Origin of the sequence: Thermoanaerobacterium butyriciformans, from assembly GCF_017874545.1 — a bacterium.
GTDB lineage: Bacteria > Bacillota > Thermoanaerobacteria > Thermoanaerobacterales > Thermoanaerobacteraceae > Thermoanaerobacterium > Thermoanaerobacterium butyriciformans.
Genome location: NZ_JAGGLT010000007.1, coordinates 26233 through 47611, shown reverse-complemented (window position 1 = coordinate 47611; position 21379 = coordinate 26233). Strand labels below are relative to the sequence as shown.

At 33.5% G+C, this 21379-nt stretch carries 21 protein-coding genes; all 21 read left to right on the top strand.

Annotated features, from left to right (window positions below; all coding sequences use genetic code 11):
- The 21 genes from yfmH (at position 1) to J2Z80_RS04095 (ending at position 21366) form a co-directional block, all read left to right on the top strand.
- A complete protein-coding gene (gene yfmH / locus J2Z80_RS04195) occupies positions 1-1269 on the top strand; it encodes an EF-P 5-aminopentanol modification-associated protein YfmH (protein WP_209453274.1) in 1269 nt (422 codons plus the stop codon).
- A gap of 161 nt (positions 1270-1430) precedes the next feature.
- Positions 1431-1862 carry a division/cell wall cluster transcriptional repressor MraZ gene (mraZ, locus tag J2Z80_RS04190; RefSeq protein ID WP_209453319.1) on the top strand — a complete coding sequence of 144 codons (432 nt, stop codon included), beginning with the start codon at positions 1431-1433 and terminating at the stop codon, positions 1860-1862.
- 9 nt (positions 1863-1871) lie between these two features.
- On the top strand, positions 1872-2804 hold the full coding sequence (gene rsmH, locus J2Z80_RS04185; RefSeq protein ID WP_209453273.1) for a 16S rRNA (cytosine(1402)-N(4))-methyltransferase RsmH: 933 nt from the start codon (positions 1872-1874) through the stop codon (positions 2802-2804).
- A 21-nt stretch (positions 2805-2825) separates the two neighbouring features.
- Entirely contained in the window at positions 2826-3257 is a 432-nt protein-coding gene (locus tag J2Z80_RS04180) for a septum formation initiator family protein (RefSeq protein ID WP_209453272.1), read from the top strand.
- Positions 3258-3268: 11 nt separating this feature from the next.
- The gene (locus J2Z80_RS04175; protein ID WP_489884377.1) at positions 3269-5344 is read left to right on the top strand and encodes a stage V sporulation protein D; all 2076 of its coding nucleotides are present in this window, start codon (positions 3269-3271) and stop codon (positions 5342-5344) included.
- 87 nt (positions 5345-5431) lie between these two features.
- Entirely contained in the window at positions 5432-6886 is a 1455-nt protein-coding gene (locus tag J2Z80_RS04170) for a UDP-N-acetylmuramoyl-L-alanyl-D-glutamate--2,6-diaminopimelate ligase (RefSeq protein ID WP_209453270.1), read from the top strand.
- Positions 6883-8256, top strand: coding sequence for a UDP-N-acetylmuramoyl-tripeptide--D-alanyl-D-alanine ligase (locus tag J2Z80_RS04165; RefSeq protein WP_209453269.1), 1374 nt, complete (start codon positions 6883-6885; stop codon positions 8254-8256). The genes J2Z80_RS04170 and J2Z80_RS04165 overlap by 4 nt, the downstream gene beginning before the upstream one ends.
- A complete protein-coding gene (gene mraY / locus J2Z80_RS04160; RefSeq protein WP_209453268.1) occupies positions 8253-9203 on the top strand; it encodes a phospho-N-acetylmuramoyl-pentapeptide-transferase in 951 nt (316 codons plus the stop codon). The genes J2Z80_RS04165 and mraY overlap by 4 nt, the downstream gene beginning before the upstream one ends.
- 53 nt (positions 9204-9256) lie before the next feature.
- A complete protein-coding gene (gene murD / locus J2Z80_RS04155; protein WP_192401838.1) occupies positions 9257-10621 on the top strand; it encodes a UDP-N-acetylmuramoyl-L-alanine--D-glutamate ligase in 1365 nt (454 codons plus the stop codon).
- Between the two features lie 7 nt (positions 10622-10628).
- Positions 10629-11735, top strand: coding sequence for a stage V sporulation protein E (gene spoVE, locus J2Z80_RS04150; protein WP_192401836.1), 1107 nt, complete (start codon positions 10629-10631; stop codon positions 11733-11735).
- A 4-nt stretch (positions 11736-11739) separates the two neighbouring features.
- Positions 11740-12834, top strand: a complete 1095-nt coding sequence (gene murG, locus J2Z80_RS04145; RefSeq protein WP_192401834.1) for an undecaprenyldiphospho-muramoylpentapeptide beta-N-acetylglucosaminyltransferase — start codon at positions 11740-11742, stop codon at positions 12832-12834.
- Positions 12835-12905: 71 nt separating this feature from the next.
- The gene (murA, locus tag J2Z80_RS04140; RefSeq protein ID WP_209453267.1) at positions 12906-14156 is read left to right on the top strand and encodes a UDP-N-acetylglucosamine 1-carboxyvinyltransferase; all 1251 of its coding nucleotides are present in this window, start codon (positions 12906-12908) and stop codon (positions 14154-14156) included.
- A 63-nt stretch (positions 14157-14219) separates the two neighbouring features.
- Positions 14220-14939, top strand: coding sequence for a cell division protein FtsQ/DivIB (locus J2Z80_RS04135; RefSeq protein WP_209453266.1), 720 nt, complete (start codon positions 14220-14222; stop codon positions 14937-14939).
- A gap of 17 nt (positions 14940-14956) precedes the next feature.
- Positions 14957-15676 carry a DUF881 domain-containing protein gene (locus J2Z80_RS04130; protein WP_209453265.1) on the top strand — a complete coding sequence of 240 codons (720 nt, stop codon included), beginning with the start codon at positions 14957-14959 and terminating at the stop codon, positions 15674-15676.
- Positions 15676-16020 (top strand): small basic family protein, encoded by a 345-nt coding sequence (locus J2Z80_RS04125; protein WP_192401826.1) that lies wholly within the window; start codon positions 15676-15678, stop codon positions 16018-16020. The genes J2Z80_RS04130 and J2Z80_RS04125 overlap by 1 nt, the downstream gene beginning before the upstream one ends.
- Positions 16021-16042: 22 nt before the next feature.
- Positions 16043-17272, top strand: coding sequence for a cell division protein FtsA (gene ftsA / locus J2Z80_RS04120; RefSeq protein ID WP_192401824.1), 1230 nt, complete (start codon positions 16043-16045; stop codon positions 17270-17272).
- A gap of 12 nt (positions 17273-17284) precedes the next feature.
- Positions 17285-18373, top strand: a complete 1089-nt coding sequence (gene ftsZ, locus J2Z80_RS04115) for a cell division protein FtsZ (RefSeq protein ID WP_192401822.1) — start codon at positions 17285-17287, stop codon at positions 18371-18373.
- A gap of 216 nt (positions 18374-18589) precedes the next feature.
- Positions 18590-19447, top strand: coding sequence for a sigma-E processing peptidase SpoIIGA (gene spoIIGA, locus J2Z80_RS04110; protein WP_245301136.1), 858 nt, complete (start codon positions 18590-18592; stop codon positions 19445-19447).
- A 14-nt stretch (positions 19448-19461) separates the two neighbouring features.
- Positions 19462-20187 carry an RNA polymerase sporulation sigma factor SigE gene (gene sigE / locus J2Z80_RS04105; protein ID WP_209453264.1) on the top strand — a complete coding sequence of 242 codons (726 nt, stop codon included), beginning with the start codon at positions 19462-19464 and terminating at the stop codon, positions 20185-20187.
- Positions 20188-20252: 65 nt separating this feature from the next.
- Positions 20253-21023: an RNA polymerase sporulation sigma factor SigG gene (gene sigG, locus J2Z80_RS04100; protein ID WP_209453263.1), complete on the top strand. Its 771-nt coding sequence runs from the start codon at positions 20253-20255 to the stop codon at positions 21021-21023.
- 91 nt (positions 21024-21114) lie between these two features.
- A complete protein-coding gene (locus tag J2Z80_RS04095; protein ID WP_209453262.1) occupies positions 21115-21366 on the top strand; it encodes a YlmC/YmxH family sporulation protein in 252 nt (83 codons plus the stop codon).
- Positions 21367-21379 lie beyond the last annotated feature (13 nt).

The following is a 21379-nucleotide window of genomic DNA, read 5'->3' as shown; positions in this document are numbered from 1 at the left end:
ATGAGAGAGATTTTTAATGAGACGATAAAAGAAAAGATGTACCATTATGAACATGAAAGTGGATTAAATGTCTATGTCATGCCAAAGAAAGGCTTTATCAAGCAATATGCAATGTTTGCAACACATTATGGGTCAAACGACAGCCAGTTTATTGTTCCCGGTGAAAAGAATAAAACGCTTGTACCTGATGGAATAGCGCACTTTTTGGAGCACAAGATGTTTGAAGAAGAAGAGGGCAGTATATTTGAAGAGTTCTCTAAAAATGGTGCTTCTGCTAATGCTTACACGAATTTTACAACTACAGCATATTTATTTTCCAGCACAGATAATTTCTACGACAATTTGAAACTTCTTCTAGACTTTGTGCAGAGGCCTTATTTTACAGACGAAAATGTAGAAAAGGAAAAGGGCATTATAGCACAGGAGATACGGATGTATGATGATGACCCATCTTGGAGGCTTTTTTTTAATATGTTAGGTGGACTGTACCACCTGCACCCTGTTAAAGTTGATATAGCGGGTACGATTGAATCTATATCAAAAATTGATAAAGATATATTGTATAAATGTTACAGAACATTTTACCATCCATCTAACATGGTGTTGTTTGCAGTGGGCGATGTAGATATCAATAAAGTTTTAGATATCGTAAATAATTCCGTAAAATCTGATAAAAGACAAGGAGAAATAAAAAGGATATATCCAAATGAACCTGAAACTATTAATAAAAACTATGTAGAGCAGAAAATGGCAGTTTCAATGCCACTTTTTAATATAGGTTTTAAAGATTATGATGTAGGATATGGCGGGAAAAAACTGCTTAAAAAAGACATTGTGACACAGATTTGCTTAGAGATTTTAGCAGGCAGAAGCTCTGATCTATATGAAGAGCTTTATAATGATGGGCTTATTGATTCAACATTTGATACAGAATACGTTGGCGAAATAGATCACGGATATTCTATTATAGGTGGTCAATCAAATGACCCTGAAGCTGTAAAACAAGCCGTTTTAGATAAGATATCGAAAGTTGATTCTATAGATGACAGTGACTTAAATAGAATAAAAAGAAAAATAACAGGACGTTTTTTAAAATCATTTAACTCTGTAGAAAGTATATCACACAATTTTATAACTTATTACATGAGAGGCATAAATATACTTGATTATACTACAACAATTGAAGAAATAACTAATGATGATGTGTTAGATAGATTTAAGACATTTTTTAATGAAAAAAATTGTGTTCTATCAGTCATAAAACCATAGAAAATTAAATTTCTTATAACGAGTTTAACTCGTTATTTTTTTATTTGTGAAAAAAATTTTTTATTTGTTGAAGGATTTTTGGATTTTGCATAGAATAAACATAATAAGTGGTTTAAAGTGGTGCAAAGTGGTTAAAAGTGTAATGGAAATGGGTGTTCGGTATGCTTATGGGTCAGTATGAACATACGATAGACCAGAAAGGAAGAGTTATCATACCAGCCAAATTCAGAGATGAACTTGGTGATAAGTTTGTGCTGACAAGAGGGCTTGACAATTGCCTTTTTGTATATTCATTGGCAGAGTGGTCAAATATCGAAACCAAGTTAAAAACATTACCACTTAATAGAAAAGATGCTAGGGCTTTTACAAGATTTTTTCTAGCAGGCGCCACTGAATGTGAAATAGACAAACAGGGAAGAGTATTAATACCGAATATTTTAAGGGAGCACGCTAAAATTGATAAAGAAGTCATAATAATAGGTGTTTCGTCTAGAGTAGAAATCTGGAGCAAAGAAGTTTGGCTAGAGTATTCAAATAATGTTGACGTGTCATTTGAGGGTGTTGCTGAACATTTGGATGACTTAAATATTTAAGGTGATTTTATGGAATTTAAACATGAAAGCGTACTATTAAATGAGACAATTGAATATTTAAAAGTAAAACCTGATGGAGTTTATGTTGATGGGACTTTAGGTGGAGGAGGTCATTCTTACGAAATATTAAGACGCCTTTCAACAGGAAGGTTAATTGCTATAGACAGGGATATGGATGCAATAAATGCAGCTTCTGTAAGGCTTAAGGATTTTAACAATGTTACCTACGTTCATGACAATTATAAAAATATAAAAAATATTTTAAAAAATCTTGGCATAGAACGGATTGATGGTGCTGTTTTAGACCTTGGTGTATCATCGTATCAGCTAGATGAGGTAAGAAGAGGTTTTTCTTATATGCATGATGCACCACTTGACATGAGAATGGATAAGAAAAGTGCTCTTACTGCTGAGCATGTTGTCAACAACTACTCTGAAGATGATATTGCAAAAATATTGTATGATTATGGTGAGGAAAAATGGGCTAAAAGAATTGCAAAGTTTATCGTTGAAGAAAGAAAGAAAAGGCCTATTAAGACAACATTTCAATTGGTAGATATAATAAAAAAGGCTGTTCCAGCATCGAAAAGGAGGACAGGACATCATCCTGCAAAAAGAACTTTTCAGGCTATAAGAATAGAAGTAAATGATGAGTTAAAGGGACTTGATAATGCAATAGATGATTTCATAGATGTCATGAATCCTAATGGTAGAATTGCTATTATAACATTTCATTCATTGGAAGATAGAATTGTAAAAAATATGTACAAAAAGTTAGAAAATCCCTGTACATGTCCTAAAAACTTGCCATGTACCTGTGGTAAGAAACCAGTTATAAAAATTATTACAAAAAAACCTGTAACACCGGATGAAGCAGAACTTGAGACTAATCCCAGATCACGCAGTGCAAAGTTAAGAGTTGCCGAAAAACTGCTGTTCTAAAGTATAAGGGGGAAGAATAAATTGGTATTAGAAAAGCGTAATTATGACTACGACCTAAAGCCGTATTATGAAGAAAATAAATCAAAAAAACCAAAGAAAAATAAAAAATTAAAAAACCTCATGTTAATAGTTTTTATAGGTTTTTTAAGCCTTACTGTACTGTTTAGATATGCTTTAATTTATCAAAAATCTGTCGCTCTTAGCAAAATGGAGGCGAAGGTCAGCGAAATAGAAAATTTAAACCAGCAGTTAGAAGTCAAAATTGCATCAATGAAGGATTTACAGAGGATAGAAGATATTGCAAAAAATCAGTTGGGAATGGTAGAACCTGAAAAGGGGCAAATAGTCTACATGAGTATCGGTAAAACAAATGAAGTTGCTCAGAAAAAAACAGATGATAATAATAAAAATAAAACTTTCTTTGGGAGGATTTTAGGACTGCTAGTGAGATAGGAGGGATTCACATATCACCAAGCATTTCGACTAAAAAGAGGATTTTATTTTTGCTGTTTTTTTCTATCTTTATTATAACTGTTCTCATTATCAGGCTATTTTGGATACAAATAGTTAAAAGTGAAGAATTTCAAAAATTAGCTGTGCCCCAGTGGACATTGGATGTTGCTGTGTCGCCTAAGCGAGGTTTAATACTAGACAGAAACAGCAAAGCACTTGCTGAGAGCGCTAGCTCAAATAAAGTCAGCATTATACCAAAAGAATTAAAAGATAATCAAAAAGATGAAGTTACTACAAAATTGGCAGAGATTTTAAAAATCAACAAAGAAGATATATTAAAGAAGATAAATAATAAAAATGTACAAGAGGTATTGATTGCAAGAAGAATTGACGATGATACGGCAAATAAAATCAGAAAATTGAATTTATCGTGTGTGATAATATCTGGCGATACAAAGAGATATTATCCAGAAAAAAATTTAGCTTCCCATATACTTGGGTTTACAGGTGTAGATAATCAAGGTTTGGATGGAATCGAGTCTGTATATGACAGCTATTTAAAAGGGATACCCGGCAGGATTTCGTCACCAGTGGATGCACTAGGGCGGAAAATGGGGAATGGAGAAGAAGAATATATTCCACCGATAGATGGCTACAATGTAGTTTTAACTATAGATTCAAATATACAGCATTTTACAGAAAAAGCACTTGATGAAGCTTACGCACATACAAAACCGACAAAAGGTGCTGTGGCAGTTGTGATGGATCCAAAGACTGGTGAGATATTAGCAATGGCTTCAAGACCTGATTATGATCCAAATAATCCTTTTGCTGGACCTCAAGATGAATGGTTTAAAAATTGGAGGAATAAAGCAATATCTGATGCATACGAACCTGGATCTGTTTTTAAGACAGTTACAGCGTCTGCAGCATTAGAAGAAGGAGTTGTTGGATTAAATGAGCAATTTTACGATCCCGGATATATCATGGTAGCCGGACAAAGGATTAATTGTTGGGCAACTCATTATAGTGAAACATTTGTACAAGGTGTTCAAAACTCCTGCAACGTAGTTTTTGCTACAATAGCTCAAAGGCTTGGAGTTAATAAATTATACAAATACATTCATGCATTTGGATTTGGCGAAACCACAGGTTTAACATTACCTGGTGAAGCACCAGGACTTTTAATGAAAGAAAAAGATGTAGGCCCTGTGGAGCTTGCCACAAACTCATTTGGACAGGGAATTGCAGTTACGCCACTTCAGATGATAAGAGCTGTTTCTGCAATAGTAAATGGTGGAAAGCTAATGGAGCCACATATTGTTAAAGCAATAGTGGATTCTGATGGCAAGACTATAAAAGAATTTAAGCCTACAGTAGTAAGGCAAGTAATATCTGAAAAGACTTCATCTACAATGAGAGAAATACTTAAAAGCGTTGTATCTGAAGGAACAGGAAAGGCAGGATATATAGAAGGGTATGATGTAGGAGGAAAAACAGGCACAACAGAAAAATATACGCCAGGTAAATATGTAGCATCATACATAGGATTTGCTCCTGCTGAAGATCCCAAGGTTATAGCATTAGTCGTAATTGACGAACCTAATGCTGAAACACACTTTGGAAGTGCATTGGCAGGACCTGTAGTAAAAAGTATATTGTACGACACTTTGACGTATTTAAATGTAAAACCAAAGGGTATTGAAGTAAAACCTCTTGTTAAAGTGCCAGATGTAAGAAATTTAAGCTTGTATGAGGCGCAAGATGCATTATTAAAAGAGAAACTGCAGTTTTCCATTGATGGAACAGGCAACACTGTCGTCGATCAGATGCCAAAGCCTGGTGCGATGGTAGAAGAAGATTCGCAAATTGTCTTGTATTTGAATGAATACAATAGCACTGAAAAAGTTGATGTGCCTGATTTAAAAGGAAAGTCTATTACAGAAGCTACTACAATTTTAAGTTCTTTGGGGTTAAAAATAAAAATTAATGGAGAAGGAATAGCTGTAAATCAAAAACCAGAAAAAGGCGAGAAAGTTGATAAAGGAACAACGGTTGAAGTCGACTTTAGGCCACTGGAAAATTAATTCAAGCACAATATGCAGTTTTTAATATATGCAAACTGCATAATTGTGCTATACTATTAATGTATATAATGGAATAGGAGGCCTATTATGAGACTTGCAGATATATTGAAAGATATTGAATATACAATTGTAAAAGGCAACGTCGATGTGGACATAAGGGGTATATGTTACGATTCGAGAAAATCAAAAGAAGGTTCTATGTTTGTAGCAATAAAAGGATTTAAATCTGATGGTGCAGATTACATATGTGATGCTGTAGAAAGAGGGGCAGTAGCTGTTCTGGTAGATAGCGAAATCAGTATTGATAAAGATATTACGGTGATAAAAGTTGAAAACACTAGGAAGTCATTAGCAAAGATTGCATCTAATTATTATGGTGATCCATCAAAGCAGCTTTTTTTGATAGGTGTAACAGGTACAAATGGTAAGACTTCTGTCACATACATGATAAAATCTATACTAGAAAGCCAAAACAACAAGGTAGGTTTAATAGGTACAATACAAAATATGATAGGCGATAAAGTCTATCCAACAGAGAGAACAACCCCCGAATCTTTAGATTTACAAAGGTATCTTAGACTGATGGTAGATGAAGGTGTTAAGTATGTAGTGATGGAAGTTTCATCACATTCATTGGCATTAAACAGGGTAGATGAGTGCGACTTTGATATTGCTGTTTTTACAAACTTGACACAAGACCATTTAGACTTTCATAAGACAATGGAAGACTACGCAAATGCAAAATCCAAACTTTTTAAAATGGCAAAGACAGCGTGTGTAATTAATATTGATGATGATTATTCTTCATTAATAATAGAAAACTCAAATGCCAAAGTTGTAACATACGGCATAAAAGATTATGCTTACATAATGGCGAAAGACATAAAAAATGGCATAAAAGGTGTAAAATATACTGTTCAAATAGAGGATATAAAAAGCGATATATCTTTAAAAATTCCCGGTTTATTTAGTGTGTACAATTCGCTGGCAGCAATAGCTGTGGCGTTTATACTGGGAATACCGCTTCAGACTGTAAGAATGGCGTTGAAAGATGTTAAAATAAAAGGAAGGTTTGAAGTTCTTGACATAGATGCCCCTTACAATGTAGTGATTGATTATGCTCATACACCTGACGGTTTAGAAAATTTAATGAAAGCATTTGATGAGTACGATACAGGAAGGAAGATATTATTATTTGGCTGCGGTGGCGACAGAGATAAAGGTAAAAGACCAAAAATGGGTGAAGTGGCAGGGAGATATGCAGATTTTGTCATTATAACATCAGATAATCCAAGGTCAGAAGACCCTATGGAGATAATAAGTGAAATTGAAGCAGGGATAAAAAATACAAAATGTCCTTACAAGATTGTTGAAAACAGAAGAGAAGCAATAAAATATGCTTTATCTACAGCAAAAGATAATGACATTGTTATTCTGGCAGGTAAAGGCCATGAAACGTATCAAGTTTTAAAAGATGGTGTTATAGATTTTGATGAAAGAGAGATAGTAAAAGAGATATTAGACGGAGATGAAAAAAGTTGATTTTAAGTTTAAAAGAAATAATTGATGCTACAGGTGGAAAATTACTATCAGGAGACATAAATTCGACTATAAGTGGCATAAGTACAGATTCTAGGACAATAAAAGAAGGTGAGCTTTTTATACCGCTTAAAGGTGAAAATTTTAATGGTGAAATGTTTGTTGAAGATGCCCTTAAAATAGGTTCTGCTTCACTTTCAGAATCAGTAAATAATGTTGGCAGGTACAATAAGCCAGTAATTTTTGTTGATAATACAAAAGAGGCTTTACACAAGATTGCAAAATATTATCGTGAAAAATTTCAAATACCTTTTATAGCTGTTACAGGAAGCAGCGGAAAAACTACTACAAAAGACATGATATACGATGTTTTGTCTATGAAATACAATGTTTTAAAGACTAAGGGAAACTTTAATAATGAGATAGGATTGCCTCTGACTATATTCAGGTTAAATAAAGACCATGACATGGCTGTTGTTGAAATGGGAATGAGCGGTTTTGGAGAAATTAGGAGACTTAAAAACATAGCTGAGCCTAATATTGCAGTGTACACAAATATCGGTGTTGCCCACATTGAAAAATTGGGTTCTCGTGAAAATATATTAAAGGCAAAGTCTGAGCTAGTGGAAGATTTTAAAGAAGGATGTACAGTTATACTTAATGCAGATGACGATATGCTTGTAAAATTGACAGATAAAAAAGGCCCTCAATACATTACGTATGGCATAGATAATGGAGATGTAAAAGCTTTTGATATAGTCTTAAAAGAGGAATCGATAAAATATAAAGTCATAATTGACGGATATACAATGGATATTGAACTAAATGTGCCTGGAAAACACAATGTATATAATTCTTTAGCGGCAATTTGTATAGGAATTAAATTTGGTGTCAATAAAGAAGATATGAGAAAAGCACTGGCTAATTTCCAACCAAGCGCCATGAGGCTAAATATCATAGATGTTTCAGGATTAAAAATAATAAATGATGCATATAATGCAAATCCGGCATCTATGAAGGCTGCTTTATCAGTTTTGAAAGGGTACAAAGATAGAAGAAAAATAGCTGTTCTTGGTAACATGTTAGAGCTTGGAGATTACTCTGATTTAGCTCATGAAGAAGTAGGAAAACATGTAAAAGATGAAGATATAGATGTACTTATAACGGTTGGAGATTTTGCATCTAAAATAGCTGAAGGAGCAATAAAAAACGGTATGGATGCAAAAAATGTAATGATGTGCAAAAATAATGTTGAAGCTATTGAGTTGATAAAAGAGATAAAGAATGACAATGATGTTTTTTTGATAAAAGGATCTAGAGGAATGAAAATGGAGGAAATCGTGAAATTTCTACAGGAGAGTGCTAATAAATGATTCAAAAGATGGTATTTGCAACAGTAATATCTTTTTTAATTTGTGTCTTGTTGGGACCTATAGTAATACCTTGGCTTTCGAAGCTTAAATTTGGACAGAGTGTAAGGAGTGATGGCCCTAAGACACATCTTAAAAAAGCCGGAACACCTACAATGGGCGGAATAATTATAATCATTTCCCTGTTGATTGCGGATTTGGTATTTTCAAAATGGGATAAGTATATGGCATTGGCAATCTTAATCACTCTCGGATATGGTTTGATTGGCTTTTTGGATGATTATATTAAAGTTCGCTATAAAAGATCATTGGGTCTTACTGCTCGCCAGAAACTTTTAGGTCAATTTGCTCTGGCGATAATACTTGCTTACTTTTCTAGGGATTTAGTAGGCACAGATGTAATAGTTCCATTTCTAAAGAAAGAAATTAATTTAGGATATTATTACATACCGTTTATTATGTTTGTGGCTGTAGGTACTGTCAACAGTGTGAATTTGACTGATGGATTAGATGGCCTTGCAACAGGTGTTTCATTTATGGTTACTGCTTTTTTTACATTGATAGGATTTTTTATGAACAATACATCATTAACTGTGTTTGGTGCTGCCATAACAGGTGCACTTTTAGGCTTTTTGAAGTTTAATAGATATCCTGCAGAAGTATTCATGGGGGATACGGGCTCATTGGCCATTGGTGGAGCTGTAGCCACACTTGCAACACTGACAAAGTTACCAGTGATTTTGATACTTGTTGGAATTATATATGTTGTTGAGGCTCTGTCTGTAATAATTCAAGTTATATATTTTAGACTTACAGGGAAAAGGGTATTCAAGATGAGTCCACTTCATCATCATTTTGAGCTTTCTGGGTGGTCTGAGACAAAGGTTGTATTTGTATTTTGGATTGTGACTTTAATCGCTGTTTTTCTAGCATTTTATGGCATCAGTTGATTTTTATGATAAAAGAAATGTTTGAGAAAATATAAGTGATTTAGGAGGAAAAAATGGATCTAAAAGGCAAAAAAGTAATTGTAGCAGGATTTGGGCTAAGTGGAAAATCATTGTGCAAAGTTTTAACAATGTTTGGGGCAAAGATATTTGTATATGATTCGAAATCAAAAGAAGAGCTTAAAGATGATATAAGCGAATTTAAAGATAGTTGTATAGCATTTTGTTTTGAAGGTGTTACAGATGAACTTTTAGATGGTGCAGAAATGGTAATTGTAAGCCCTGGAATTCCAATTGATTCAGAGATAGTTGCACTAGCAAAATCAAAAGGTATTGAAGTAATAGGTGAAGTGGAGTTTGCATATAGATTATCAAAAGCTCCTATATATGCTATTACGGGAACAAATGGAAAAACAACTACCACATCGCTGTTGGGGGAAATTTTTAAGAATTCTGGGATTAGGACATATGTGGCTGGAAATATAGGTTATCCACTTGTTGAAGCAGCAGTAAATGCTAACAGCGAAGATGTCATCGTTGCTGAGATAAGCAGTTTCCAATTGGAGACTATAAAAGAGTTTAAGCCTGTAATCAGTGCTATTATAAATATTACTCCAGATCACCTTAATAGACATAAAACACTTGAAAATTATGTAAACATAAAAGGTCGTATTTTTGAAAATCAAAGTTTTAATGAATATACTGTTTTAAATTGTGATGACAAAAACATGTCTTCATTGTTTGAGAAGGCAAAGTGCAAGGTGTTTCCATTTAGTAGTGTTAAAGTTTTAAATCAAGGGACTTACATTGAAGATGGAAAGATTGTCATATCTATAAATGATGTGAAGAATACCATCATAGATATTGATGACATATATATTCCTGGAAATCACAATGTGGAAAATGCAATGGTTGCATCAACGATGGCATTTTTAGCAGGTATTGATGTTAATATCATAAACACAACATTAAAAACATTCAAAGGTGTAGAGCACAGAATAGAATTTGTAAGAAGCATAAATGATGTCAAATACTACAATGATTCAAAGGGTACTAATCCAGACGCAGCTATGAAAGCTATAGAAGCCATGAAAGGACCTATCATTCTTATAGCTGGTGGATACGACAAAGGTGTAAGCTTTGATGAGTTTACCAAATCTTTCAGTGGGCGTGTGCGCAAATTAATATTGCTTGGCGAAACGAAAGATTTAATATATCAGTCTGCTGTTAAAAATGGTTTTTCTAGAGAAGATATAACTATAGTCAATAGTCTAGATGATGCTGTTTATGCTGCTTATAAGATGTCTATGCCTGGTGATAATGTGCTCTTGTCGCCTGCATGTGCCAGTTGGGATATGTTCAAAAACTTTGAGGAGAGAGGTAAACTCTTTAAGGATACGGTAAATTCTTTGAGGGGGTAGTACTATAGTGAATAGGAAGTATCCCGTTGATTACAACATATTGATATCTGTTTTAGTCCTTGTTTCGATAGGAGTTGTAATGGTGTTTAGCGCAAGTTCTGCCAATGCTTACTATCAGTATCATGATTCTTTCTATTTTTTAAAAAGACAACTTCTATGGGCTATAATAGGTTTTTTTGCCATGACTTTTATGATGAATTTTGATTATCATAATTTGAAGAAATTGTCTGGTGTTTTATTAATATTGTCGATAATTTTGTTGATAGTTATATTGCTACCTGGTGTAGGAAGCACAAGGTACAACTCAACGAGATGGATTGAAATAGGTGGATTTACACTTCAACCATCAGAAATCGCAAAATATGCGATAATATTATTTTTCGCGAAATATTTTGACAAAAACCCAAGTTATGCAAAAAGTTTTAAAAAGGGAGTGGTGCCGGTACTTTTCATCGCTGGGATTTTCTTTTTACTAATAATGAAAGAGCCTAATTTTAGCACGGCAGGAACGATATTTATTATATCTTTAATTATTTTGTTTGTAGCTGGTGCAAAATTATCTTTTATGGTGACACTATTTGGGCTTGGAGGTTCTGCAGCACTGATTGTGGTGACTACTGTAAAATACATTAGGCAGAGGGTGTTTACATTTTTAAATCCGTGGCAAGACATAAAAGAGCATGGATATCAGATTGTGCAGTCGTTGTATGCGTTAGGTTCTGGAGGACTTTTTGGAGTTGGTTTAGGTCGAAGCCGTCAGAAATTTATGTATTTGCCTATGCCGCAAAATGATTTTATTTTTTCAATAATAGGAGAAGAACTTGGGCTTATAGGGACAGCTTCAATATTGCTTTTGTTTTTGTATCTCATAATAAGGGGGCTTAGGGTTGCAGCAAAAGCGCCAGATGTCTTTGGATGTCTAACTGCTACTGGGATAATAGCTGTAATCGGTGTTCAAACTTTAATAAATGTTGCAGTTGTCACTTCATCAATGCCTGCTACAGGTGTGTCCCTGCCGTTTATAAGCTACGGTGGAACATCGACAGTATTTATGATGGCAGCAATGGGCATATTGCTTAATATTTCACGCTATGCAAACATGGATAGGAGCTGATAAAATGAGATATTTGCTGACAGGCGGAGGCACCGGTGGACATATTTATCCAGCAGTAGCAATTGCAGATGAAATTAAAAGAAATGAAAATGACGCAGAAATATTATTTGTTGGAACAGAGAAAGGACTTGAAAAAGAGTTAGTGCCGAAATCAGGATATAAGCTTAAAACTATAAGAGTGAAAGGCTTTAAAAGAAAATTATCATTAGACACTTTAAAGACAGTTAAAATTGCTTTTGATGGCTTAATAGATGCAAAGAAGATAATCGATGAATACAAGCCAGATATTGTAATTGGAACAGGAGGATATGTTTGTGGACCTGTTGTAATGATTGCAGCTCTTAAGCATATACCAACATTGATACACGAACAAAATGCCTTTCCTGGGCTTACAAACAGGATACTTTCAAGGTTTGTAGACATTATTGCAACTGCTTTTGCTGATTCAAAAAAATATTTTCGAGATAAAGACAATGTTTATGTAACTGGAAATCCTATAAGGATGGAGATATTAAATGCTAATAAAGTGCAAGCCCTTAAGAAACTTGGGTTAGAGCTGGGCAAAAAAGTGGTAGTTTCAGTTGGAGGTAGTAGAGGTGCTGCTAAAATAAACCAATATATGGTTGAATTAATAAAGCGTGCAGATGATGATTTTCAAATACTTATGATAACGGGAAAAAATCAATATGATACTGTAATAAAAATGATTAAAGATTACGATATAAAAATAGGAAAGAATATTAAGATAATTCCATATTGTTATGATATGGGTGATGTGTATGCAGTTGCGGATATAATGGTGTGCAGAGCCGGTGCTATAACACTTGCTGAGCTATTGGCAACATCAACAGCATCAATTTTGATACCTTCCCCAAATGTTACACATAACCATCAAGAATACAATGCAAGAGTTCTTGAAAAGAATGGTGCTGCATTAGTTATTCTTGAGAGAGAATTAAATGGAGATATTTTATATGACAAAATATCATCAATCTTAAAAGATCCAGTTGTGTTAGAAAGGATGAAATCAAATGCAAAAAAGCTTTCAAAAGTTGATGCTACAAAGGAAATATACAGGCTGATTAATGACTTAAAATAAGCTGTTGTAACCTCCTGTAGCTAGGATGCATATTATGAAGTGTACAGCTTAACAGGAGGTGATAAAATGGGATGAAATATGTAATTGAAGGAGGAAATAGATTAAAAGGTGAATTACGGATAAATGGTGCAAAGAATTCTGTATTGCCGATACTTGCTGCAACATTATTGAACAAAGGTGTAAGTGTTTTACATTCATGTCCTAAACTAAAAGATGTGCATTCTATGATAGAAATATTGAGGCATTTAGGCTGTACTGTGGAATTTAATGATTCAGATATTATCGTTGATTCCAGCGGCGTTATAGATTATCACATCCCTAATAAGCTTATGAGAGCTATGAGGTCATCAATTTTTTTGATGGGAGCTTTAGTAGCAAGAAATAATACTGCACAGATAAGTTTTCCAGGTGGATGCGATATCGGACATAGGCCGATTGATTTGCATTTAAAAAGCTTAAGAAAGCTAGGTATATCTATAGATGAATCATATGGTTATATTAACTGTAAATGTTCTTCAATAAGTGGCAGTGAGATACATTTGGATTTGCCCAGCGTTGGTGCTACAGAAAACATTATGCTGGCAGCGTCTATGGCAGATGGGACGACTGTGATAGGAAATGCGGCAAAAGAGCCAGAGATAGAGGATCTTCAAAACTTTTTAAATTCTATGGGTGCTAAGATTACTGGTGCAGGTACTAATACGATTGTTATACGTGGTGTTAAAGAATTACATGACACCGAATATACGATAATACCTGATAGAATAGTAGCTGGAACGTATCTTATTGCATCTGCTATCACAAAAGGAGAAGTAGTTCTCACAAATGTTGTAAAAAGACATATAGACTCACTTTTGTCTAAACTTAATGAATGTGGATTTAAGATAATATCCGGCAATGACTTTATAAAGTTAGAACCGTGTGAAAGAACAAAAGCAGTTGACATGATAATTACTCTTCCATATCCTGGATTTCCAACTGATTTACAGGCACAAATGGTTTCTCTCTTGTCGACGGCAGATGGGACATCAATAATTACAGAGACTATATTTGACAATAGGTTTAAGTACACAGAGGAACTGGTAAGAATGGGAGCAGATATAAAAGTGGATGGTCGTATTGCAGTAGTAAAAGGTGTCGAAAAGTTGACGGGGACAAATGTTTTAGCAAAGGATTTAAGAGGTGGAGCAGCATTAGTCTTAGCAGGATTGGGTGCAGTTGGAACTACAATTGTAGAAGACATAGAACATATTGATAGAGGATATGAGGATTTTAGTGAGAACTTAAAAAATCTTGGTGCTAGCATAGAGAGAACTATGTAAAACAGCAGTGGCTGTTTTACATCACCCTAAAATTTGTACAAGCATATGATAGAGGCGATGTGTATGATGGAAAAAAGACAGTTCAGAATAAAAAAGAGATTTGGGATTTTGATTTTTATTTTACTCATAATTGCAATTATATTATATATTATAGCTTTTAGATCATCTTTGTTTGATGTAAAAAAAATAGATGTCTACGGAACAAAAACGATAGATAAAGATGACATAATTAAAATGTCAGGTATTGCGACAGGCAGCAATATTTTTAAAATTAATAAATCAGTTGTCATTAAATCTATTATGAAAGACCCTTATGTAAAAGATGTATCGGTTAATATATTGTATCCATCGAAAGTGGAAATAAAAATTGATGAACGAAAAGTAGTTGCACAGTTAAACTACAAAAACAAGTATTTGTATATTGATACAGATTGTGTGGCAGTAGATCTGGGAGATTATAATGATAAACTTCCTCTGATAAAAGGCATCAATATAGAAAAATTTGAAATAGGTAGTAATGTTAGCAAGATAAGTAATAATAAGGATATAGCAAAACTTTTGCCGTTAATATATAATAAAAATATATACAAGGCTATCACTGTCAATGGCTCAAAGATAACATTGGAGACGAAATCAGGAATAAATATAGTATTAGAAAATGTCGACGATCTCAGCTATTATATAAAGTTTTCGGAAAAGATATTAGATGACTTAGAAAAAAAGGGCTATTACAGTGGAAATGTTCTTATAGTTAGCGATGGAAACCCAGTTTATATGCCATAGGAAATGGAGGAAATGCTGTGAAAAAGAACTTTTTTATTTCTATTGCATTTGTATGTATTGTTCTTGGGATAATGATGTCAACACAATTTAAAAACGTAAAAAATAGTGACAATCTCACTGTACAAAGAGCCGAAGAACTTACAAATAAATTAAAGCAGATCCAAAAGGAAAGGGATGAATTAAAAAAACAGATAAATGATTTAGAATCTAAGATATCAAGTTATGAAAATTCTGCGGCAAAAACTAGTACAGTTACAAAATCACTTAAAGATGACCTTGACAAATATAAAGAACTAGCCGGATTATCTGATGTTGAAGGTCCAGGAGTTATAGTTACTATAAATGATAGTGATAAACAGTTGCAGCCAGGCGATGATCAAAATGCTTTTCTAGTTCATGATGAAGATTTACTGAATATAGTAAATGAATTGAGGGCTGCAGGAGCTGAAGCAATATCTATTAATGATCAGAGGTTAGTTGCAACGTCAGAAATTAGGATGATTGGAACTACTATGAATATAAATTCAGCCAGATTTACTGCTCCATATGTTGTAAAAGCTATTGGAAATCCAGATACACTTGAGGCTGCATTGAAACTAAAAGGTGGTATTGTTGATACATTGTTAAATTGGGGAATTCAAGTTAGCATAAAAAGGTCTGATAAATTGTTAGTAAAAAAGTATGATGGAGTTTTGACGTATAAATATGCAAAACCATACGAAGGAGGGAATAATTAATGGCACTTATCATAGTTTTAAGTTTAGCTTTAGGACTTGCTATTGGATTTTTCCTGCCCATCAACTTACCTCCTGCTTATACATCGTATCTTTCTGTTGCTATATTAGCTGCGCTGGATTCCGTGTTTGGAGGAATTCGAGCCAGCCTTGAAAATAAATTTGATAATGCAATTTTTATATCAGGTTTTTTTGGGAATGCGATATTAGCAGCAGTTTTGGCATATATAGGCGATGTATTAGGTGTACCAATTTATTTAGCTGCTATATTTGCTTTTGGTAGCAGGTTATTTACCAATTTTGCGTACATAAGGAGATATATTTTGAATAACATTTCAAAAAAATAAGCTCCGAGGGGAGGAGAATTAATTGAATGAAATCATAACAGGGATTGATATTGGGACATCAAAGGTATGTACTATCATTGGACAATGTGATAAAAATGGTGAGCTTAGTATAATCGGTATTGGCATGTATCCATGTAATGGGATGAAAAAAGGAGTTGTTGTTGATATTGAGACAACTGCATTTTCCATCAAAAAATCGATTGAGCAGGCTGAAAGAATGGCTAATCAAAAAGTTACATCTGTGTATATAAAAATACCTGGTGGACTTACTGAAATATACAGAAATAGAGGTCTTGTTGCCGTAACTAGAGATGATAAAGAAATAACAAATCAAGATGTGGAAAGGGTTTTACAAGCAGCTAAGATAATGGCTTTACCATCTGATAAGCAGATAATAGAGCTTATTCCAATTGAGTACATAGTAGATGGTTATGGTGAAATAAAAGATCCTGTAGGTATGGCGGGAATTAGACTGGAAGTCGATGCGGCCATTGTAACAGGAAGTTTGACTGCTGTTCAGAATATGGAAAAGTGTGTTAAAAAAGCAGGATACAATATGTCTGGCATAATTGTAGAGCCACTGGCAACTGCAGAGGCCATAATGACGAAAGACGAAAAAGAGCTTGGTGCTGCATTGGTTGACATAGGAGCAGGAGTAACTGATATAGCCGTATTTAAATCAGGTAATTTGGTATATACAGGCATGATACCTGTTGGTGGGAATCATATAACAAATGACTTGTCAATAGGGTTAAAGATTTCTTTTGAAGAAGCCGAAATTATAAAGAAAAAATACGGCTCTGTCGTGAAGATAGAGGACAATGACGAAACAGTGAAAATAGCAAATATTGCAAATCATAGTTCTCAAGATACTAGATTAAATGATATAATAGATATTATAGAAGCGAGAGTAAGTGAAATATTGACTATGGTATATGAGGAAATGAAAAATTCAAATGTTATTAACCTTGTGTCGACAAATATTGTAATAACAGGAGGGGGAATAACTTTTATAAAAGGTACTTTAGATTTAGCAGAAAGTATTTTAGGGAAAAATGTAAGATTAGGTTTGCCAAATGCAATCGGAGTATCCACACCAATTTATTCTGCATCAGTCGGAATTGTGAAATATGTCTATGCAAATCGGAGGTATCTATATAAAAAACAAGGTGAGACGCCAAAAGAAAAAAACAAAAGGAAAAATGGAGTATTCTTAAGAATAAAAGAATGGTTTAATGATTTTTGGATATGAGGAGGGTCTAATATGATAGGCATTGAAACAGATATGGAGCAATTTGCAAATATCAAAGTAATTGGCGTTGGTGGCGGTGGTGGAAATGCTGTAAACAGAATGATTGAGGCAGGGCTTAGAGGTGTCGAATTTATAGCAATTAATACAGATAAACAGGCACTTTACATGTCAAAAGCAGAGACAAAGATTCAGATAGGTGATAAACTGACTAAAGGACTTGGCGCAGGAGCAAACCCTGAAATTGGTAAAAAGGCAGCAGAAGAGACAAAAGACGAAATAGAAAAGATTATAAGTGGTGCAGATATGGTTTTTATAACCGCCGGCATGGGTGGTGGAACAGGGACAGGTGCTGCCCCTGTAGTTGCTGAAATAACGAAAGAATTGGGAATACTGACCGTTGGGGTAGTCACAAAGCCATTTACATTTGAAGGCAGAAAAAGAATGGCACATGCGGAAATGGGAATCGGTGAGCTAAAAAAACATGTAGATGCACTTGTTACGATACCAAATGACAGGCTTCTGCAAGTAGCTGAGAAAAAGACTTCTATGTTAGATGCATTTAAAATAGCTGATGATGTGTTAAGACAAGGTGTCCAAGGTATTTCAGATTTGATTGCTGTACCTGGACTTGTAAATGTTGATTTTGCAGATGTTAAGACAATAATGATGGAGACGGGTCTTGCTCATATGGGAATTGGCATAGCGTCTGGTGAAAATAAAGCTACTGAAGCTGCAAAGCAAGCAGTTCAAAGTCCTCTTTTAGAGACATCTATTGAAGGGGCAAGGGGAATATTGTTAAATATTGCAGGTGGATCTAATCTTAGCATATTTGAAGTAAATGAAGCTGCAAACTACATATACGAAACTGCTGATCCTGATGCAAACATAATATTTGGTGCAGTAATCGATGAAAGTTTAGAAGATCAGATTAGAATTACTGTAATTGCAACAGGATTTGAAAAGAAATTTGAAGCAGAAAAGAAGCCTAAAATCGAAAAAGAAATTAAACAGCAAAATGAGGTAAAAGAGATAAATGAGGCTATTAAGTTTGACAATGATGACCTTGATATACCTACATTTTTAAGAAGAGGGAAAAAATAAAAAGATATACACCTTAATTGACTACAGATTAAGGTGTTTTTTTATGTCTAGACAATTACAATATATAACATTAAATGTTAAAATTCAATAAAAAAATATACATCAACGTAGATAACAGATGCCAAATTGTAACATTTTTATCGATAATTTTTTATTATAATAAGAATAAAGGGTTATTATTTGAATATATATAATTTAGATGGTTTATAATGTCAATTGGAGCTGGTCTACATGTACGTTGATGTTATTTTTCTTGAAAACTTAATTATAAATTACATTATTTTATACCTTACAAAGAGATTTTCAAAATCGGAAGCCAGAAATATTTATTTGTTTTTTTCATCTTTATTAGGTGCATTATACGTTATTTTGATATTTTTTTCTCTACCTAATATAATTTATTCACTTCCTTTTAAAATAATTATATCGATTTTAATGATTATAATCACTTTTGGTTATAAAAAGTTGTACGAGTTCATAAAGATTATGAGCATTTTTTATCTGATTTCATTTATTGTCGGAGGAGCAGCATTTGCATTAATATATCTTGTCAATTTTGATTTAAAACAAATCATAATTGGAGCACTATTTATATCAATTTTGTTAATCTATATTGGATGGGGGCATATCTCAAAAAAGAATTTAGAAAGCGATATTATTCATGTTGTTCAAATTAATATAAACAATATAAAAAAGGATGTAAAAGCAATTTTAGATACTGGCAACACATTGCACGATCCTCTGTCAAGTTATCCAGTTGTGATAGTTGAGTACAGTGCATTAAAAGATTTACTACCAGAGGGAGTAAAAAACTTATTTGACAGAGGGAATATAAATGATATTTTTGAAATACCAAAAGTTGTTGATGACGACAGATGGCTTAAAAGATTTAGATTAGTGCCATACAATTCAATTGGAACTGATAGTGGCATGATGGTAGGATTTATACCTGATAATCTGATAATTGATGATAACAAAAAATCTTTTAAAAATGTGATTATAGGAATCTATTTAAAAAGGTTAAATACGACAGGTGATTATGAAGCACTTATTGGTTCTGAATTACTAATTTAATGGAGGGATATTAGGTGAAACTTAGAACTAAGATAAAAATAACTGTACAGCTAACTATAATAAAAATATTGACAAAACTAAAAATAAGAGAATCAATTTTTTATGTTGGCGGCAGTGAGGCGTTGCCTCCACCTCTTTCGACAGAAGAAGAAATGTTTTTAATAGATAAAATGGAATCGGGAGATAATGCTGCAAAAACAATGCTTATTGAAAGAAATTTGAGATTGGTTGTGTACATTGCTAAAAAGTTTGAAAATACTGGTGTAGGCATAGAAGATTTGATATCAATTGGGACAATTGGACTTATTAAAGCAATAAATACTTTTAATCCTCATAAAAAGATAAAACTTGCCACTTACGCATCTAGGTGTATTGAAAATGAAATACTAATGTATCTTAGGAGGAACAGCAAGACCAGGATGGAAGTTTCATTTGACGAGCCGTTAAATATCGATTGGGATGGCAATGAACTTCTCCTTTCAGACATACTAGGAACAGATAATGAAGTAGTATATAAAATGATAGAAGATGAAGTGGATAAACAATTGTTGAAGGCAGCACTAAAGAGGCTTTCAGAAAGGGAAAAAAAGATAATAGGTTTAAGATTTGGCCTTGGTGGTGGAGTAGAAATGACACAGAAAGAAGTTGCCGATATGCTTGGTATATCTCAATCGTATATTTCACGTCTTGAAAAAAGGATTTTAAAAAGGTTAAAAAAAGAAATCAACAGACTTGTTTAATATTGAATAAAATTTGCTCTGCAGGTAATACTTAAAATTAACCAATACATTTGGAGGATGGGCATATGAACAACAAAGTAGAAATCTGCGGAGTAAATACTTCCAAATTACCTGTATTAAAAGGTGCAAAGCAAAAAGAACTGTTAATAAGAATGAAAAATGGCGATAAAAATGCTAGAGAAGAATTTATAAATGGGAATTTAAGACTTGTATTAAGCGTTATTCAAAGATTTAATAATCGTGGAGAATATGTAGATGACTTGTTTCAAGTTGGTTGTATAGGTTTGATTAAGGCTATTGATAATTTTGACCTTAATCAAAATGTAAAATTCTCAACATATGCAGTACCAATGATTATTGGTGAAATAAGGCGATATTTAAGAGACAATAATTCAATAAGGGTTAGCAGATCATTAAGGGATGTAGCATATAAAGCATTACAGATTAGAGATAAGCTGGTTAACGAAAATTCTAAAGAACCAACAGTAGGTGATATAGCGAAAGAACTTAATATACCTAGAGAAGAAGTTGTATTTGCTCTTGATGCAATACAGGATCCTGTTTCACTATTTGAGCCAATATATCACGATGGTGGTGACGCAATATACGTAATGGACCAAATCGGCGATGATAAAAATGTAGACGAAGTGTGGCTAGAACAAATAGCACTGAAGGAAGCAATAAAGAAATTAAATGACCGTGAAAAAATGATTTTAACAATGCGATTTTTTGAAGGAAAAACTCAGATGGAAGTTGCAAAAGAAATCGGTATTTCACAAGCACAAGTATCAAGACTTGAAAAATCAGCATTGACACATATGAGAAAATATATATGACTTGCCTTATGGCAAGTTTTTTCCATATGTAATTTAATAAAAATAAGCACATATATATTATAATAATGTAAAAAGAATGAGGGGGATCTATATGTTTAAGACATCAGATTTAAGAGATAAAGATGTAATTGATATTAATACTGGTAAAAGACTTGGCAATATTATTGACGTAGAAGTCAACTTGGAAGAGGGAAAAGTTGAAGGATTTATACTGCCTGGCGAAAGCAAAGGATTTAGACTTTTCGTAAAAGACGTTGATATATACATACCATGGAAATCTGTAAAAAAAATTGGAGAAGATGTGATATTAGTTAGTATTGATGAAAATGTAACACAAGTTTGACTATTTACATCAA

Coding starts and splice junctions, on each gene's coding strand:
- murG (WP_192401834.1), top strand. CDS start 11,740: ATGAGATATTTGCTGACAGGCGGAGGCACCGGTGGACATATTTATCCA.
- J2Z80_RS04125 (WP_192401826.1), top strand. CDS start 15,676: ATGGCACTTATCATAGTTTTAAGTTTAGCTTTAGGACTTGCTATTGGA.
- J2Z80_RS04095 (WP_209453262.1), top strand. CDS start 21,115: ATGTTTAAGACATCAGATTTAAGAGATAAAGATGTAATTGATATTAAT.
- mraY (WP_209453268.1), top strand. CDS start 8,253: ATGATTCAAAAGATGGTATTTGCAACAGTAATATCTTTTTTAATTTGT.
- ftsZ (WP_192401822.1), top strand. CDS start 17,285: ATGATAGGCATTGAAACAGATATGGAGCAATTTGCAAATATCAAAGTA.
- murD (WP_192401838.1), top strand. CDS start 9,257: ATGGATCTAAAAGGCAAAAAAGTAATTGTAGCAGGATTTGGGCTAAGT.
- mraZ (WP_209453319.1), top strand. CDS start 1,431: ATGCTTATGGGTCAGTATGAACATACGATAGACCAGAAAGGAAGAGTT.
- sigG (WP_209453263.1), top strand. CDS start 20,253: ATGAACAACAAAGTAGAAATCTGCGGAGTAAATACTTCCAAATTACCT.
- rsmH (WP_209453273.1), top strand. CDS start 1,872: ATGGAATTTAAACATGAAAGCGTACTATTAAATGAGACAATTGAATAT.
- yfmH (WP_209453274.1), top strand. CDS start 1: ATGAGAGAGATTTTTAATGAGACGATAAAAGAAAAGATGTACCATTAT.
- J2Z80_RS04135 (WP_209453266.1), top strand. CDS start 14,220: ATGATGGAAAAAAGACAGTTCAGAATAAAAAAGAGATTTGGGATTTTG.
- murA (WP_209453267.1), top strand. CDS start 12,906: ATGAAATATGTAATTGAAGGAGGAAATAGATTAAAAGGTGAATTACGG.
- J2Z80_RS04170 (WP_209453270.1), top strand. CDS start 5,432: ATGAGACTTGCAGATATATTGAAAGATATTGAATATACAATTGTAAAA.